This is a genomic window from Pseudomonas sp. Ga0074129 (assembly GCA_001465025.1).
Lineage (GTDB): Bacteria > Pseudomonadota > Gammaproteobacteria > Pseudomonadales > Pseudomonadaceae > Aquipseudomonas.
In genome coordinates, this window is record LNDO01000091.1 from 1 (window position 1) to 16,486 (window position 16,486).

A 16,486-nucleotide genomic window follows, 5' to 3' on the forward strand; every position below is an offset into this window, starting at 1 on the left:
AATGGTGGCGCGTTCTTCAACGCTGAGTTCGGAATAAGACATAGGGGCAGCACCGTACCGGAAAGGTCAGGTGTTGCACTCAGTTTTTGCCGCCGCCAGCCTTTATCAGCGTGAAGAACGCGGTAATAGCCTTGAGGAGCGCATGAATGATTTTCTTGCTGACTGCAGCAACGTGCGCTGATTACACCGCAATCAAAGTGGCAGGTCTGGGCCCTAAATGGTGCCATCAAGCATTACCCTGACTTTATCCTGTGCCTGCAATCGAGCGTGATTGTGTTGCTAGGGATGGTCTGAAAAGGTCCTTTCTCGAAAATACAGCCCTGCAAGCATGCGGGTTACAGGGCAGTGAATTCGCCAAGTCAGGCGCACCGAGCTGGGCAAAAGCCTGTGAGTTACTGCGCAACCTGTAACTCAATCACGGTCAAGGCTAAGCCCTGTGCGCCTCTCATCGGCAGGGCGCGGCATAGTTCTTGCGTTGTTTGGGCATCCTGAACAGTTACGGTTGCCCCGATGTTGCACGCGCACCTGACCACCCTGCATGTGGTTTCGATGATTGACCGAGCCCTTGCTGGCGGGCAGCGGCATTACTGCGGCTGATCTGGCCTGTGCGGACACCCGCATCACCCGTACAGCAGAGCTGCAGGTGTGCGCCAATGCCCTGAAAGTGCGCAGTGATCTGGGCTTGGAGTTGGGGCGGCGCATGCACGTGTCGGCCTATGGCATGGTCGGTTACGCCGCGCTGTCGAGTGCCACCTTTGGTGACGCTTGGCGTCTGATGCTGCAGTACCCAGCCCTGCTCGGTACTTACTTCAAACTGGAATTGCAGATTGAAGGCGAGTTGGCTTGGGTCAGCGCCTGTGACTATCAGCACAGCCCGGCGCTTGAGGTGTTCAACCTAGAAATGTGCCTGGCCTCGCTCAAGCTGATCAGCGATGACTTGCTCGGCCACCCCCTGCCATTGAGTGCCGCACAGTTCCGTTATGAGGAACCCGCTTACAGTGCGCGCTATGCACAGAGTTTTGCCTGCCCCCTGCATTTTGCGGGGGCGCGCAATGGCTTTGCCTTCCCGGCCAGTTGGCTGCAACAGCCTTTGCCGTTGGCCGATGCGGTGACGCACCGCGAGATGCTGGAGCGCTGCCGCAAGCAGAACAGTGAATTCAATACGCGCCAAGCGTGGCTGCAGCGGGTGCGCCAATTACTGGCCGCCCAACTCACCGCACCGCCCGGTCTGGAGCAACTGGCGCAGCAGATGCATTGCTCGCCCCGCACCTTGCGCCGGCATTTGCAGGAGCTCGGCACGCACTATCAGGAATTGCTCGATGAGCTGCGCTTTGAGCGCGCGAAAACCCTGCTGGGCGAGCAAGACTGGCCGATCTGCCGGATTGCCGAGCACCTAGGCTTCAGTGAAACCGCCAGCTTTCGCCACGCCTTTCAGCGCTGGAGCGGCGTGCCGCCGAGCCGTTTTCGCGCCTAGCGCAAGCAAGCGTTTTCGCCCGCAAAGCCCGCTGAATAATAGTGGATGAACACAGCGTCATCCACCCTACAAAACGGCACCCATGCAGCGATTCGGCTTAACCCCGGTGAATGACGCCTGCGTCATCCACCGAGCTGGCGTCACTCTTCAGGGCGTACGTTGCGGTACATCTGCAGACGTGAGGCTTCGTGCAGGCCGCGACTCAGTGCATTCAGCCGCTGAAACTCCTGCGGATGGGCCTCTGCCACGTTGTCACGCGGGGTGGGCGAATGCAGGTCGTGCAGGGTCGGTGAAGTGCCGTCATGGCGCATCTGCAGCAGGAAGTCCTGGGTGACCGCGCCAATAATCGGAAAGCTGCCCTCCTGCAGCACCAGCGGCACCACTCGCTCGCCCTCGGGTGCCGGGCGTTGAATATCGCGCCCCAGCGCACCACTGGTAAATGGCACACCGAGCAAGCCCGCCATGGTCGGCAGCAAGTCCGCCAACCCCACCGCTTCCTCAAATTCACGTGGGGCCAACCATTTGGGCGCGTGGATCAGCAGTGGCACGTTGTTACTTTCCAGCCCCAGTTGCTCAAAGGCCGGGGCCATGTGCGGAATCTGACTGATACGCGTGTTGTGATCGCCGAAGAGCACGAAAATCGTGTTGTCGTAGAAGCCCTGCTCCTTGGCCAACTCCATCAAGCGGCCAATATTGAAGTCGAGCAAGCGCACGGCGTTGAACTGTTCCACGCTGCGCGAACCCGCTTCTTGCACCTGCTCCAACGGCAAGTCGAGCGGCTTGAAGCCGTCATTTTCCTTAGGGATGGTGAAAGGCCGGTGATTACCCGAGGTTTGCAGATAGGCGAAGAAGGGCTTGTCCTTGGGCAGAGCGCCGAGAATGCGCGTACTTTCCTTGAAGAAGTCGAGATCAGAGATGCCCCACACGTCCACTTGTGGCGATTGCCAATGGCGCTCTTCATACAGCTGCACATCATCGATGCTCTGTCGAATCAGGCTGTTGATATTGGCCCAACCGGCGTTACCGCCAATCATGTAGAACTTCTCATACCCTTCAAGGTTGTTGATCAGGGTGTGTTGACGGGCAATGAACGGGTTGCGCGTGGCGGTTTCTTCACGCGATACATCAGGAATACCGGTGATGCTCGCCCACACGGTTTTCGCGGTGCCGGTCACGGGCACGTAGAAGTGGCGGAAGAACCAGCTTTCCTGGGCCAGGCGATCCAGATTCGGCGTGGGGTTGAGCGGGTTGCCATAGGCACCTACAGCGGTGGTGCCAAGTGATTCGAGCATGACAAAAACGATATTGGGCGGGCGCTCGGTGGTCAGGCGATGCGGTTGCACATCCTGCTCACGGACGAAATTCAGCGCCTCGCGGTCGCGCGTGGTTACCCCCAGATAATCGGCCACCACGTCGTAGTGCTCGCGAGTGGCCGCTTCATCAAACGCGACGGGCTCCAGCTTGAGCGTATCGAAGAGGAACAGGGCCGGGTTCAGGCCCACGGCCGCCACCTGGCTGTTGCCACTGTAGAAGGCATCGCTCCAGCGCAGTGGCACCGGGTTTTCCAGATTTAACGCGGCCGCACGGCCGAGCAAACCAAAGAACACCAGCACCCCGACCAGCGCCGCGCCGCCCAGCGCCGGCAATACGCCGACGTGACGCGCCTGCGGGCGATCCAACGTGGCACGCTCCAGGCGCAACAGGGCATACAGCCACAGCGCCACACCCGCGAACCAGGCCAGCGTGATCCAGATCACCGGGTAGGTTTGCCAGAGCATGCCCGCCGATGTTTGCGCGTCACCGGCAAAGCGCAGCACAGTGGCGTTCAGGCGCACGCCCAGGTAGGCGTAGTGACCAAAGTCGATGATGTACAGCAGGCCCAGCGCAGCAATGGCCAGGCCCAGATAGGCGCGCACTAACCAACGGAATGCGCGAAACCGTGCCAGACGCAGCTTGGGCAGCGCCAGCAGCAGCCCCACCGGCAGCATCAACAGCAGCGCCAGGCGCAGGTCAAAGCGCAGGCCTATGCCTAGGGTGTGCAGCACATCCGGGTCGGTCACGTCTGGCAGGCCAGAGAAGCCAAGCAGGAATATCCCGCGCAGGCTGGCAAACAACACAAACAGCAATACGGTAAGGCCGACTAAAAAATGCAGACGGCGCGATCCCAACCAACTCATGCGGGGGTCCTTGTGTCAGAAGCAGAACGTTGATTACGGCGCGCCAGCAGCGCACGCAGGCCAAACACCAACAGAGCGCCCAGGCTGTAGAGGGCCAGGTAAGGGTCAATCAGGTAGTCCCAATAGTTTTCCGAGGCATTGAGGCGCAAGGCAAAGGCCAGGGTCGCCAGCAACAACGCCAACGCACCCAGCCAACTGCGCAGCACGATGAGTATCAGGCACAGCGCACCCAGCACCAGCAACAAGGGGCGCGGCTCAAAGCCGACTTGATACGGGTCGCTGTAGCTCAGCCCCAACGAGGCCGGGTAGAGCAGCAAGGCCAGCGCGGCAAACAAACCCAGCATCATCAGGCGGTCACGCGCGGCAGGCGCAGGCAGACCAAAACGGCCCAGCACGGCACACGTCAGCAGTACCAAACTGCTGATGGACAGATCGCCCATGTAGGTACGCAATTGCAAGGCCAGGCTCATGCCTTGTAGAGGGGCCACACTCAATACAGCAGCCGCTAGCAGCGCGCCCCATAACCAAGGCTGAACCGCACGCGAGCGCGATAGAAGAAGGAAAACCAACAAGGTAAACGCCAGATGCGGCAGCCAGAAATCGATCATGGACGACGCTCCGCGAGCCAGGCTTCGTTAAAGGTCAGGTGCTTGATGAACATATCGTTCCAGGAATAAACCAGGTGGTAGTTACCCTCTGCATCGCGGGTAAAGTAGGGGTATTCGTAGTCAAATTCGCAGCCGTGGCCGCTGCACATGCGGGCCGTCACGCGCTCAAGAAAGACCGCTTCACGGTCGGCAAACCGCGCCCCACCACTGTCACGGAACTTCTCCAGGATGACCGCCGGAAACTCCGCATGCGGGATCGGCTCACCCCATGGGTTGGGGCTTTCATCCAGCTCACCGAGCGTGCGCCAGTTGTCCAGGTTGCTGTCGGTGGCGTACAGCGTCAGGCGGAATCGGCCGTCTTCCAGATCATTCATCGCCACCAGCAGGCTGCCGTCGGGACGCCCCACGGCGGCCACCGACGAGTTGGGGTTGCTTGGTTCCAACGCATGGGGCTTGCTCCAGGTGCGCCCGCTGTCTTCGGTGCGGCTGGCGAGCAGGCGATGGTCCTGCTCACCGGAGTAGCGCAACAGTGCCACAGCACGGTGCTCATCGAGCGGCACTACACTGGGCTGTAAGGAATAACGTGCCTTGCCAATGCGGTACTTGCCTTGCACATGACCGTCGGCGTTCAGATGCAGGTACTCGGGGAACTTGCCGAGGAACTCGTGATAGACCGGCAGACCAATACTGCCGTCGGCGTGGAACACCGGCAGACCAATACTGCCGTCGGCGTGGAACACCGGCGCACCGCGCACCAGGGTGCTGATATTAAGGAAAGGCGTGGTGACCAACTGCCGCGGCGTGGACCAGGTTTCACCCAGGTCGTCCGAGACCATGGCATTAACCGCACTGCCGGCCCAACCGCCAATTGAAACGGAGACATAGAACAGCCACAGGCGGTTGTCCGGGGCCAGGCTGATCACAGGGTTGCCCAGTTTGCGGATGCGCTTGCCAACGGCCTGCTCGGTGCCTTTACGGGTCGCCAGCACGCGTTCGGCGCTCCACTGGCGAGTCTCGGCGTCAAAGCGCGCTGAGCGGATCTGGACATCCGCCGAGCCTTCACGGGTGCCGGCGAACCAGACTGCCATCAAATCGCCGCCACCCAGCCCGGATACCGACGCAGAATGGACAAAGTCTTCCATGTTGCTTGAAGCCAGGTGCGCGGCGAATGCCGGCGCAGTGGACGGGTTCGGCGTATGCGTCAGCGACGCAAACCCGGCCAACGGCTGTTGCGGCTCGCTGTACCAAGTGTAGGCAAACACCGCCACAGCGGCGCTCAGCAAGGCGGGAACGGCAAAGGCCTTGATCATGGTTTAGCCACCGTCTGAGGCTTGATTTGCGCCACCTCTGAGGCATCCACGGGGTTGGAATAGATCTCGACTTTCTCGCCGGTTTTATCAAAACCGTAGATTTCGTAGCAGTTGCCTGGCGTGATCACGAACTTGGTGATCTGCACGCCCTGGTCTTTCATGTGCTCGCGATAATCCGACTCGTCCATCCAGGTCGAGCGGTCGGCGCGGGTGCACTCCACTTCAGCCAGAACAACCGTAGGCAGCGCCATAGAGAGCAGCAGCAACGCTGCGCGACCACATCGGTGAACCTGTTTAAACATGCTTGACCCCGTCAACACTCAAGGGGCAAAGCCCCGGCGGGCAGCAAAATGCTGCAAATAAGCTTAAGAAAGGCTTAAGACTCATGGCTTGTAACAGTTGGCCCGGGGTTTTAGCACGCCTGCTCAAAAGTTGCAGCAAACCTCTGAGAACCGCGCATTTTGGCCACTTCGATCCCCTTTTGGCCGTTGTCAGCGTTCTCCAACCGCCTTGGGCAGGCGAACAATGCAGGCACAACAACAGGCCTGGAGCCGCTTCACATGCTCACTTTCTACAGCGATGACCATCACCTGCACCACGGCAGCTGCGAGCTGATTGACGGTCAGCTGATGCCCTGCTTTGAGAAACCGCAACGCGCCGACCATATCTTGCAGCGCGTCAAGGATCGCCAACTCGGCGACGTGCGCCCGCCACAGGATTTCGGCCTCGCGCCAATCGAGCGCATCCACAGCGCCGCTTATCTGGACTTTTTCAAGGGGGCCTGGGATCGCTGGCAAGCGCAAAACGGCAGCGGCGATCTGCTGCCTTTCACCTGGCCGGCGCGTACGTTACGCCCACTCATCCCCCGGGACTTACACGGCCAGCTCGGCTATTACAGTTTCGACGGCGGCGCGCCGATCACCGCTGGCACCTGGCAGGCGGCTTACAGTGCAGCACAGGTGGCGCTGAGCGCCCAGCAAGCCATCGCCGACGGCGCACACAGCGCCTTTGCCCTGTGCCGCCCGCCGGGTCATCACGCTGCCGGGGAGCTGATGGGCGGCTACTGCTACCTGAATAACGCCGCCATCGCCGCTCAGGCTTTTGTGGATCAAGGCATGCAGCGCGTGGCTATTCTTGACGTCGACTATCACCATGGCAACGGCACCCAAGACATTTTCTATCGCCGCAACGATGTGCTCTTCACCTCGATCCACGGCGACCCGGCCGATGAATTTCCGTTCTTCCTCGGCTATGCCGACGAGCATGGAGAAGGCGCGGGCGAAGGCTGCAACTTCAACTACCCGTTGCCAATGGGCAGCCCGTGGGCCGTGTGGAGCGCCGCGCTGGATGAAGCCTGCCAGCGGATTGCCGAATACGGTGCTGAAGTGATCGTGGTGTCGCTGGGCGTGGACACCTTCAAGGACGACCCGATTTCCCAGTTCAAACTCGACAGCCCGGATTACCTGGCCATGGGCCAACGCATCGCCGCCCTCGGCAAGCCGACGCTGTTCGTGATGGAAGGCGGCTATGCGGTGGAGGCCATCGGCGTCAACGCCGTCAACGTACTGGAAGGTTTCGAGGGCCGGTAGCACGTCGGGTGGACCGGGGCGCGCAGCTGACGCTCTTCTCATCCACCGCGAGCGCGTCCCGCCCCGCCCGACGATCTAGAGTTTCATAACGTCTAAAAAGGTGAATACGATGACAACAATCAAACACCTACTCGCCGTCGCTGTCTGCGGCGCAACCTTGATGACCGGCGCAGCCCAAGCGCAAACACCCGAGAAGCCGCGCGAACTGCGCGTGTATAACTGGGCCGATTACATGCTGCCCTCGGTGCCCAAAGCGTTCGCTGACAACAGCGGCATCAAGCTGACGTGGGACGTGTTCGACACCAACGAGTCGCTGGAAGCCAAGCTGCTCACCGGCAACTCCGGCTATGACTTGGTGGTGCCGACCAACACCTTCCTTGATACGCAAATCAAGGCTGGGGTATTCCAACCGCTGGACAAGAGCAAACTGCCCAACTGGCAGCACCTCGACCCCGGCCTGCTAAAGCTGATGACCGCCAACGACCCCGGCAACCAGTACGCCGTGCCTTACATGTACGGCACCGTGCTGATCGGCTTCAACCCGGACAAGGTCAAAGCCGTGCTCGGTGCCGATGCACCGGTGGACAGCTGGGACCTGATCTTCAAGGAAGAGAACATCAGCAAACTCAAGCAATGCGGCGTGGCCATGCTCGACTCACCCGGCGATATCCTGCCCATCGCCCTGCACTACCTGGGCTTGGACCCCAACAGCACCAAGCCCGAAGACTACGAAAAAGCCAGCGCGCTGATGCTGAAGATTCGTCCCCACGTGGCCTACTTCCACTCCGCCAAGTACATGACTGACATCGCCAACGGTGACATCTGCGTGGCCATCGGCTACTCGGGCAGCTTCTACCAGTTCGCCAACCGCGCTAAAGAAGCGGGCAACGGCGTGGTGGTCGATTGGCGCTTGCCGAAAGAAGGCGCGCCGCTGTGGTACGACTCCTTCGCCATCCCGAAAAGCGCGAAGAACGTCGCCGAGGCCCATGAATTCCTCAACCATCTGCTTGAGCCCAAGGTCATCGCGCCAATCAGCGACTTCCTCGGCTACCCCAACCCGAACAAAGACGGCATGCCACTGGTGGGCGCAGAAATCCGCGACAACCCCGGCCTGACCCCGACCGCCGAAGCGCAGAAGACCCTTTACGTGCTGCAACCGCTGCCGCAGAAAATCGAACGCGTGCGTACACGGGTGTGGAACACCATCAAGTCGGGGACCTGATCGCCCATCAGCCCCTGAAAAGCGTTCGGTTTTCCGAATGCCAAACCACTGATTAATCGCCCAGCCGAACAGCTGGGCGTTTTTCATCCGCCAAATTTTAAAATTTACTCATATATTTCAATAGCTTACATATTCATAAAAACCCTCGATGGCCTGGCATACATCCTGCTCCCTGTACCGGCAGGAATGCGATAGCTCTTCCAAGCCAGCGGTTAAGCCCAACAGGCCCGGCCGCCCATAAGAACAACATCGAGGAACAGATTCATGCGTATTGTCCCCCGCGTACTGAGTGCGGCCATTGCCGCCGCCCTGATCAGCAGCCCGGCCTTCGCCAGCGAACTGACCGGCACCCTGAAGAAGATCAAAGACTCCGGCACCATCACCCTGGGCCACCGCGACGCCTCCATCCCCTTCTCCTACTTCGGCGACAACCCACAGCAGCCCGTGGGCTACTCCCACGACCTGCAGCTGAAAGTGGTTGAAGCGATCAAGCAGGAACTGGGCATGCCGGACCTCAAGGTGCGCTACAACCTGGTCACCTCGCAGACCCGTATCCCGCTGGTGCAGAACGGCACCGTCGACCTGGAGTGCGGCTCCACCACCAACAACATCGAGCGCCAGCGTCAGGTGGACTTCTCCGTCGGCATCTTCGAAGTCGGCACCCGCCTGCTGACCAAGAAAACCTCGGGGGTCAGCGACTTCCCTGATCTCAAGGGCAAGAACGTGGTGACCACCGCCGGCACCACCTCCGAGCGCCTGCTGAAGATCATGAATGCCGAGAAGCAGATGGGCATGAACATCATCTCGGCCAAGGACCATGGCGAGTCCTTCCTGATGCTCGAATCCGGCCGCGCCCTGGCCTTCATGATGGACGACGCCCTGCTCTACGGCGAAATGGCCAAGGCCAAACAGCCGGCTGACTGGGTGGTGGTCGGCGAGCCGCAGTCCTTTGAGATTTACGGCTGCATGATGCGCAAAGGTGACGAAGGCTTTAAGCAGGTGGTCGACAAGGCCATCAGCGCCACCTTTGCCTCCGGTGAAGTCAACGCCATCTATGACAAGTGGTTCATGCAACCAATCCCGCCGAAGAACCTCAACCTCAACTTCCCCATGAGCGATGAACTGAAAAAGCTGATCGCCAACCCCACCGACAAGTCTGCCGAGCAGATCTGACGGTACGCCTGCCGCCGCTTCACAAGAGCGGCGGTAGACGGGGAACCCCGGAAGCACCCGTCTTCCACCTTCCATCTGACTGGATCGAGGCACGTTCGCCACCCGCGAACGGGGCAGGCAAACACCTGCCCGGCCTCCTCCGACCCACGGCCTATTTCGCAACACCCGAGGGGCAACCCACATGAACTACAACTGGGACTGGGGCATTTTCTTCAAGCCCACCGGCATCGGCAGCGAGATCTACCTGGACTGGTTCATCACCGGCCTGGGCTGGACCATCGCCATCGCCATCGTCGGCTGGATCATCGCCCTAGCGCTGGGCTCGCTGCTCGGCGTCATGCGTACGGTGCCGAACCGCTGGATCTCCGGCATCGCCGCCACCTACGTGGAAATCTTCCGCAACGTACCGCTGCTGGTGCAGCTGTTTCTCTGGTACTTCCTGGTGCCGGACCTGCTGCCCGAGCCATTAGAAATCTGGTTCAAGCAGGATCTCAACCCTGCCACATCGGCATATTTGTCGGTTGTGGTTTGTCTTGGCTTATTTACCGCCGCACGGGTTTGCGAGCAGGTGCGCACCGGCATCCAGGCGCTGCCCAAAGGCCAGACGGCCGCTGCTTATGCCATGGGTTTCAAACTGCCGCAAATCTACAGCAACGTACTGCTGCCGCAGGCTTACCGGATCATCATCCCTCCACTCACCAGCGAGTTTCTGAACATCTTCAAGAACTCATCGGTGGCTTCGCTAATCGGCCTGATGGAGTTGCTGGCGCAGACCAAACAGACCGCTGAGTTCAGCGCCAACCTGTTCGAAGCCTTCACCCTGGCCACGCTGATCTACTTCACCCTGAACATGAGCCTGATGCTGCTGATGCGCCTGATTGAGAAGAAAGTCGCGGTGCCCGGCCTGATCGCTATGGGAGGTAAATGATGGATTTCAGTGCAATCGTTCCGGCCCTGCCAGGCCTGTGGGATGGCATGGCCATGACCCTCCAGCTGATGGTCATGGGCATCATTGGCGGCGTGGTCCTGGGCACCGTGCTGGCGCTCATGCGCCTGTCACATAACAAGCTGCTGGCGAATATCGCCGCCGCCTACGTCAACTATTTCCGCTCGATCCCGCTGCTGCTGGTGATCACCTGGTTCTACTTTGCGGTGCCGTTCATCCTGCGCTGGATCACCGGCGAAGACACCCCAATCGGTGCCTTCACCTCTTGCCTGGTGGCCTTTGTAATGTTCGAAGCGGCGTACTTCTGTGAGATCGTCCGCGCCGGCATTCAGGCCATCCCCCGTGGCCAGATGGGCGCCGCCCAGGCGCTGGGGATGAACTATGGGCAGACCATGCGCCTGATCATCCTGCCGCAGGCGTTCCGCAAGATGACCCCGCTGCTGCTGCAGCAGAGCATCATCCTGTTTCAGGACACCTCGCTGGTCTACACCGTCGGCCTGATGGACTTCCTCAACGCCGCCCGCTCGCGTGGCGACATCATCGGCCAGCCCCATGAATTCCTGATCTTCGCCGGCCTGGTGTACTTCCTCATCAGCTTCTCCGCCTCGTTGCTGGTCAAGCATCTGCAAAAAAGGTTAGCCGTATGATTTCCATCAAAAACGTCAACAAGTGGTACGGAAACTTCCAGGTGCTGACCGACTGCACCACCGAAGTGAAGAAAGGCGAAGTGGTGGTGGTGTGCGGGCCGTCCGGTTCCGGCAAATCCACCCTGATCAAGTGCGTCAACGCCCTGGAACCGTTCCAGAAGGGTGACATTGTGGTCGATGGCACCTCGATTGCCGACCCGAAGACCAACCTGCCCCAGCTGCGTTCGCGGGTCGGCATGGTGTTCCAGCACTTCGAACTGTTCCCGCACCTCTCCATCACCGAGAACCTGACCATCGCGCAGATCAAGGTGCTCGGCCGCAGCAAGGCCGAGGCCACCGAGAAAGGCCTCAAGCTGCTGGAACGTGTCGGCCTGTCGGCGCATGCGCACAAGCATCCTGGCCAGCTTTCCGGCGGCCAGCAGCAGCGCGTGGCGATTGCCCGTGCGCTGGCCATGGACCCGGTGGTGATGCTGTTTGACGAACCGACCTCGGCCCTCGACCCGGAGATGGTCAACGAGGTGCTGGATGTGATGGTGCAACTGGCACAGGAAGGCATGACCATGATGTGCGTGACCCACGAGATGGGCTTTGCGCGCAAGGTGGCCGACCGGGTGATATTCATGGACGCCGGGCAGATCGTCGAAGACTGCGCCAAGGAAGAATTCTTCGGTGACGTCAGCCAGCGCTCCGAGCGCGCCCAGCAGTTCCTGGCGAAGATTCTCCAGCACTAACCCCAAAGGTGGGACCAGGCCGCTGAGCGCTTGTGGGAGGCGCTTCAGCGGCGATTGGCCAGGCAAGGTTGCAACAGCATCGCGGCTACGACTGCATGGATGCAGGAGTTAGAGCGAAGCAGGATGCCAGAGCCGAAAGCCCCTCCCACGGATTACGCGCGCCCACAACTACCCAGCCAAGGAGGACTGTGATGCAATGCCCCACCGCCTCTCTTTGCGCCGTGCCGCCAGCCCTGACCGTGAAACCGCGCCTCGCTCGCCTTCTGCTGCTGATCCTGTTGCTGCTCCTGCTGGTGCTCGGCTGCGGTTATGCCGGCTATCACCTCAGCGAACGCAGCGGCATCCGTGACCTCGCTGAAGGGGGTGAACGCCAGCTGGAACTCAACGCCCGCGCGGTAGAAAGCGAGATCACCAAGTACACCTACCTGCCCAGCCTGCTGGAGCTGGAGTACAACGTCGGCCGCCTGCTGCAAACGCCCACCACCTACCGCCGGGGACTGGTCAACGATTACCTCGAAGGCCTCAACCAGCGCAGTGGCAGCCTGGCCATCTACGTGCTGGACCGCAGCGGCCGGGTGCTGGCCACCAGTAACTGGCGCGAGCCGAGTAGCTTTCTCGGCGAAGACCTGTCGTTTCGCGCCTATTTCCAGGACGCCATCCAGGGCAAACCCGGACGCTTCTACGGCATCGGCAGCACCACCGGCGAGCCCGGCTACTACCTGGCCCACGGTCTGAAAAGCGGCGAGCGGATCATCGGCGTGGCAGTGGTCAAAGTGCGCCTGGACAGCTTGGAACAACGCTGGCAGCGCGCCCGTCTGCAGGCGTATGTCAGTGACGAGAACGGCATCATCATCCTCTCCAGCAACCCCAGCCGGCGCCTCAAGGCCGTGCATCCGCTGGGCCCGAACACCCGCGAGCGGCTGGCGCGCAGCCTGCAGTACCACTGGTGGGCATTGGAAGAACTGCAACCGCTGGCCCGCCGCACCCTCGGCGACGGCTTGGAGCAAGTCAGCTTCGCCGCCGACCAGGACGGCGAGGTAGACGCTGGGCCGATCACCTACCTGGCGCAGACTCGGCCGCTGGACGACACCCCCTGGCACCTGACCCTGCTCACCCCACTGCAAGACCAACGCCGCGCCGCCCTCAGCCACGCCATGCTGGCGGCCGTGGCCTGCGCCCTGCTGATCTTCTTGGGCCTGGCGCTGAACCAGCGGCGCAAGGTGATCGCCACCCGCCTGGCCGCCCGTGAAGCACTGGAGCAAGCCAACAACGAACTGGAACGCAAGATCGCCGAACGCACTGCCGATCTGCAGGCCAGCAACCAGCGCCTGCAGGCCGAAGTGCGCGAACGCAAGCAAGCGGAAACCACCTTGCGCCAAGCCCAAGACGAACTGGTGCAGGCCGGTAAGCTGGCAGTGATCGGGCAGATGTCCACCAGCATCGCCCACGAACTGAATCAGCCGCTGGCGGCGCTGCGCACCCTGTCCGGCAATACCGTACGTTTCCTCCAGCGCGGTGCCCTTGATGTAGCCAGCAGCAACCTTAAAACCATCTGCGAACTGGTCGACCGCATGGGCAAGATCACCGCCAGCCTGCGCGCCTTTGCCCGCCGCAGTGGCGACCAGGGCGAGGCGAGCCTGGAGCAGGCGGTGGACGCCGCCCTGCTGCTGTTGCAGAACCACCCCGGCTATGCCGCCGTGCAACTGCACCGTGACTATGCCCACGGTCCGGCCGATGTGCGCCTGGCCATTGAACAGACGCGCCTGGAACAGATTCTGGTCAACCTGATCGCCAACGCCCTCGACGCCATGAGCGAGCAAACCGAGCGCCAGCTCTGGCTGACCGGCCACGATGACGGCGAACGCTACCGCCTGAGCGTGCGCGACAACGGCCCGGGGATCGCCGCCGATGTACGCGTGCACCTGTTCGAGCCGTTCTTCACCACCAAACCCGGCGAGAAAGGCCTGGGCCTGGGCCTAACCCTTTCTGCCAGCCTGGCTGCCGCCGCCGCCGGCAGCCTGACCGTGCAACACCCGGACAGCGGCGGTACGGCCTTCGAGCTGAACCTGGCCAAAGTCACCGCCCACCAGGAGACCCCAGGCCATGAGTGAACCACTGAGCGTTCTGATCGTCGAAGACGACCCCCACGTATTGCTTGGTTGCCAGCAGGCACTGGCCCTGGAAGACATTCCCAGCGTCGGCGTGGGCAGCGCCGAAGAAGCCCTGCAACGCATCAACGCGGACTTTGCCGGCATCGTCATCAGCGATATCCGCCTGCCCGGCATCGACGGCCTGCAACTGCTCAGCCGTCTCAAACAGCGCGACCCCAGCCTGCCGGTGGTGCTGATCACCGGTCATGGAGACATCGAGATGGCGGTCAATGCCATGCGTGACGGCGCTTACGACTTTATGGAGAAACCCTTCTCCCCCGAGCGCCTGGTGGATGTTGTGCGCCGCGCCCTGGAACAACGCAGCCTGGCCCGCGAAGTAACGGCCCTGCGCCGCCAGCTGGCGGGCCGCCAGGCCTTGGAGCAGCGCCTGATCGGCCGCTCGCCAGCGATGCAGCAACTGCGTGAGCTGATCGCCAACGTTGCCGATACCGGGGCCAACGTGCTGATCGAAGGTGAAACCGGCACCGGCAAGGAGCTGGTGGCGCGCTGCCTGCACGACTTCAGCCGACGCCAGGCCAAGCCGTTTGTCGCGCTCAACTGTGGCGGCCTGCCGGAAAACCTGTTCGAGAGCGAAATCTTCGGCCACGAGGCCCACGCCTTCACTGGCGCGGGCAAGCGGCGCATCGGCAAGATCGAACACGCCAACGGCGGCACGCTGTTTCTCGACGAAGTCGAGAGCATGCCGCTGAACCTGCAGATCAAATTGCTGCGGGTGTTGCAGGAGCACAGCCTGGAACGCCTCGGCTCGAACCAGAGCGTGGCAGTGGATTGCCGGATAATCGCCGCGACCAAAGCCGACCTGGAACAGCAAGGCAAGGCCGGGCAGTTTCGCAGCGACCTTTACTACCGGCTCAACGTGGTGACCCTGGCACTGCCACCATTGCGCGAACGGCGTGAGGACATCGCCCTGCTGTTCGAGCATTTCCTCCAACTGGCTGCGCTACGCTTCGACCGCATCGCACCGTCACTCGACCGCCAGACCCTGAGCCGCCTGATGAGCCACGACTGGCCGGGCAATGTGCGCGAACTGCGTAACGTCGCCGAGCGTTTCGCCCTTGGCCTGCCAGTATTCAAGGGCAGCGAACTGGGTAGCGAGACCAGCCCGAACTTCGCCGAAACGGTGGAGGCCTTCGAACGCAGCCTTCTCAGCGATACCCTGGGCCGCCACGCCGGCAACCTCAGCCAGGCCGCCCAAGCCTTGGGCATGGCCAAGACCACACTGTTCGATAAAGTAAAGAAGTACGGCCTGTAGCCACAGCCCCACCCCACGCCTAAGAACCTGTTTACGGTCTTGCGAGCTAGAGTCCTGCAAGGCGCTACGTTAGTAACAGCCTCCGGCTGGTCAAAGCGGCGAGGACGCGGACTGGGCTCGCACGCGAGTTTACGAGCTGTAAATGAGCATGACTCGTTCTACTCGCCCTGCGGGTTGCGCTAAAGCGCGTTAGCCGCAAGCGGCTTCCGACCGGGCTGGCGCACCAGCCTGTTTTTAACGCAGCAGGGCCGACGCGCAGCTGATCGTACAGAGGTTCTAAGCCGCTCCGGTGCCGGCTTCCAGCTTGCGCCAAAGCAACCTTACCGCTGCCTTGCGCACCAAGGCGCAGCGGTACAGGCGAATCTCCAACGGCACCCGCCACTGCGCGTCACCGCACACCACCAACTCGCCGCGGGCCAGTTCGCCGGTCACGCTCAAGCGCGGCACCCAGGCCACGCCCATACCTTGCAGGGCCATGCTTTTCAGGCTGTCGGCCATCGCCGTTTCATACACCGTGGTTGAACGCAGCGCGCGCTGACGCAGCAGCAGATTGACCGAGCGCCCGAGAAAAGCCCCGGCGCTGTAGGCCAGCAACGGCACACTCTGGCCGTTGGACAGATCAAATAGCGGTGCACCGTCCTCGCCCACGGCACACACCGGGAGCATTTCGGTGCGGCCCAGATGCAGCGAGGGGAAGATCTCCGGGTCCATCTGCAGGGCAGCGTCCGGATCGTAGTAGGCGAGGATCAGGTCGCACGCACCTTCACGCAGCACATGCACCGCCTCCCCCACGTTAGTCGCCACCAATCGCGTGTTCAGCGGCAAGCCCTCGCGGCGTAGGCGGGCGATCCATGCTGGGAAGAAACCCAAGGTCAGCGAATGCGCAGCGGCAATCTGTAACACCTCGCCCTGCTGGCCTTCAAGGTTGTGCAGATGGCGCACCACCTCGCCCAGCTGCTCGACCATGCTGCGTGCCGTGACCAGAAACAACTGGCCAGATTCGGTCAATTCAATGGGCGTGCACGCGCGGTTGACCAGCGTCAGCCCGAGCATGTTCTCCAGGCTGCGAATCCGCCGACTAAACGCCGGCTGCGTGACAAAGCGCTTTTGCGCCGCCTGAGAGAAACTGCGGGTGGCGGCCAGGGTGACAAAGTCTTCCAGCCATTTGCTTTCGAGGTTCATCTCT

At 61.5% G+C, this 16,486-nt stretch carries 13 protein-coding genes and 1 pseudogene; 9 read left to right on the forward strand and 5 right to left on the reverse strand.

What is annotated here, in order from left to right:
* Positions 1-510 precede the first annotated feature (510 nt).
* Positions 511-1,474, forward strand: a pseudogene (locus AUK77_RS13425) (AraC family transcriptional regulator).
* 140 nt (positions 1,475-1,614) lie between these two features.
* On the opposite strand, the gene AUK77_RS13430 reads toward AUK77_RS13425, so the two are convergent.
* The 4 genes from AUK77_RS13430 to AUK77_RS13445 are packed head-to-tail and all read right to left on the reverse strand — an operon-like array spanning position 1,615 to position 5,871.
* Positions 1,615-3,651, reverse strand: a complete 2,037-nt coding sequence (locus AUK77_RS13430; protein WP_296130470.1) for an alkaline phosphatase family protein — start codon at positions 3,649-3,651, stop codon at positions 1,615-1,617.
* Positions 3,648-4,259: a hypothetical protein gene (locus AUK77_RS13435; RefSeq protein WP_296130471.1), complete on the reverse strand. Its 612-nt coding sequence runs from the start codon at positions 4,257-4,259 to the stop codon at positions 3,648-3,650. The genes AUK77_RS13430 and AUK77_RS13435 overlap by 4 nt, the downstream gene beginning before the upstream one ends.
* The gene (locus tag AUK77_RS13440; RefSeq protein ID WP_296130472.1) at positions 4,256-5,569 is read right to left on the reverse strand and encodes a sialidase family protein; all 1,314 of its coding nucleotides are present in this window, start codon (positions 5,567-5,569) and stop codon (positions 4,256-4,258) included. Before AUK77_RS13440 ends, AUK77_RS13435 begins: the two co-directional genes overlap by 4 nt.
* Positions 5,566-5,871, reverse strand: coding sequence for a PepSY domain-containing protein (locus AUK77_RS13445; protein ID WP_296130475.1), 306 nt, complete (start codon positions 5,869-5,871; stop codon positions 5,566-5,568). The genes AUK77_RS13440 and AUK77_RS13445 overlap by 4 nt, the downstream gene beginning before the upstream one ends.
* Before the next feature lie 258 nt (positions 5,872-6,129).
* On the opposite strand from AUK77_RS13445, the gene AUK77_RS13450 reads away from it, so the two are divergent.
* The 8 genes from AUK77_RS13450 to AUK77_RS13485 all read left to right on the forward strand — a co-directional run bounded on the left by AUK77_RS13450 (position 6,130) and on the right by AUK77_RS13485 (position 15,300).
* A complete protein-coding gene (locus AUK77_RS13450; RefSeq protein WP_296130476.1) occupies positions 6,130-7,158 on the forward strand; it encodes a histone deacetylase family protein in 1,029 nt (342 codons plus the stop codon).
* A gap of 109 nt (positions 7,159-7,267) precedes the next feature.
* Positions 7,268-8,380 carry a polyamine ABC transporter substrate-binding protein gene (locus tag AUK77_RS13455; protein ID WP_296130477.1) on the forward strand — a complete coding sequence of 371 codons (1,113 nt, stop codon included), beginning with the start codon at positions 7,268-7,270 and terminating at the stop codon, positions 8,378-8,380.
* 264 nt (positions 8,381-8,644) lie between these two features.
* The gene (locus tag AUK77_RS13460; protein WP_296130479.1) at positions 8,645-9,553 is read left to right on the forward strand and encodes a glutamate/aspartate ABC transporter substrate-binding protein; all 909 of its coding nucleotides are present in this window, start codon (positions 8,645-8,647) and stop codon (positions 9,551-9,553) included.
* Positions 9,554-9,734: 181 nt separating this feature from the next.
* Positions 9,735-10,481, forward strand: coding sequence for an amino acid ABC transporter permease (locus AUK77_RS13465; protein ID WP_296130481.1), 747 nt, complete (start codon positions 9,735-9,737; stop codon positions 10,479-10,481).
* Positions 10,478-11,146 carry an ABC transporter permease subunit gene (locus AUK77_RS13470; RefSeq protein WP_296130482.1) on the forward strand — a complete coding sequence of 223 codons (669 nt, stop codon included), beginning with the start codon at positions 10,478-10,480 and terminating at the stop codon, positions 11,144-11,146. Before AUK77_RS13465 ends, AUK77_RS13470 begins: the two co-directional genes overlap by 4 nt.
* Positions 11,143-11,877 (forward strand): amino acid ABC transporter ATP-binding protein, encoded by a 735-nt coding sequence (locus tag AUK77_RS13475; RefSeq protein ID WP_296130483.1) that lies wholly within the window; start codon positions 11,143-11,145, stop codon positions 11,875-11,877. The genes AUK77_RS13470 and AUK77_RS13475 overlap by 4 nt, the downstream gene beginning before the upstream one ends.
* Before the next feature lie 191 nt (positions 11,878-12,068).
* Complete coding sequence (locus tag AUK77_RS13480; protein WP_296130485.1) at positions 12,069-13,988, forward strand: ATP-binding protein; 1,920 nt, start codon at positions 12,069-12,071, stop codon at positions 13,986-13,988.
* Complete coding sequence (locus AUK77_RS13485) at positions 13,981-15,300, forward strand: sigma-54 dependent transcriptional regulator (RefSeq protein ID WP_296130487.1); 1,320 nt, start codon at positions 13,981-13,983, stop codon at positions 15,298-15,300. Before AUK77_RS13480 ends, AUK77_RS13485 begins: the two co-directional genes overlap by 8 nt.
* A gap of 276 nt (positions 15,301-15,576) precedes the next feature.
* On the opposite strand, the gene AUK77_RS13490 is transcribed toward AUK77_RS13485, so the two are convergent.
* The gene (locus tag AUK77_RS13490; protein ID WP_296130489.1) at positions 15,577-16,482 is read right to left on the reverse strand and encodes a LysR substrate-binding domain-containing protein; all 906 of its coding nucleotides are present in this window, start codon (positions 16,480-16,482) and stop codon (positions 15,577-15,579) included.
* Positions 16,483-16,486: the final 4 nt, after the last annotated feature.

Bases quoted from the DNA above. Each gene is read 5' to 3' on its own strand.
- AUK77_RS13455 (WP_296130477.1), top strand. From the start codon at position 7,268: ATGACAACAATCAAACACCTACTCGCCGTCGCTGTCTGCGGCGCAACC.
- AUK77_RS13445 (WP_296130475.1), bottom strand. From the start codon at position 5,871: ATGTTTAAACAGGTTCACCGATGTGGTCGCGCAGCGTTGCTGCTGCTC.
- AUK77_RS13475 (WP_296130483.1), top strand. From the start codon at position 11,143: ATGATTTCCATCAAAAACGTCAACAAGTGGTACGGAAACTTCCAGGTG.
- AUK77_RS13470 (WP_296130482.1), top strand. From the start codon at position 10,478: ATGATGGATTTCAGTGCAATCGTTCCGGCCCTGCCAGGCCTGTGGGAT.
- AUK77_RS13450 (WP_296130476.1), top strand. From the start codon at position 6,130: ATGCTCACTTTCTACAGCGATGACCATCACCTGCACCACGGCAGCTGC.
- AUK77_RS13480 (WP_296130485.1), top strand. From the start codon at position 12,069: ATGCAATGCCCCACCGCCTCTCTTTGCGCCGTGCCGCCAGCCCTGACC.
- AUK77_RS13430 (WP_296130470.1), bottom strand. From the start codon at position 3,651: ATGAGTTGGTTGGGATCGCGCCGTCTGCATTTTTTAGTCGGCCTTACC.
- AUK77_RS13435 (WP_296130471.1), bottom strand. From the start codon at position 4,259: ATGATCGATTTCTGGCTGCCGCATCTGGCGTTTACCTTGTTGGTTTTC.
- AUK77_RS13465 (WP_296130481.1), top strand. From the start codon at position 9,735: ATGAACTACAACTGGGACTGGGGCATTTTCTTCAAGCCCACCGGCATC.
- AUK77_RS13485 (WP_296130487.1), top strand. From the start codon at position 13,981: ATGAGTGAACCACTGAGCGTTCTGATCGTCGAAGACGACCCCCACGTA.
- AUK77_RS13460 (WP_296130479.1), top strand. From the start codon at position 8,645: ATGCGTATTGTCCCCCGCGTACTGAGTGCGGCCATTGCCGCCGCCCTG.
- AUK77_RS13440 (WP_296130472.1), bottom strand. From the start codon at position 5,569: ATGATCAAGGCCTTTGCCGTTCCCGCCTTGCTGAGCGCCGCTGTGGCG.
- AUK77_RS13490 (WP_296130489.1), bottom strand. From the start codon at position 16,482: ATGAACCTCGAAAGCAAATGGCTGGAAGACTTTGTCACCCTGGCCGCC.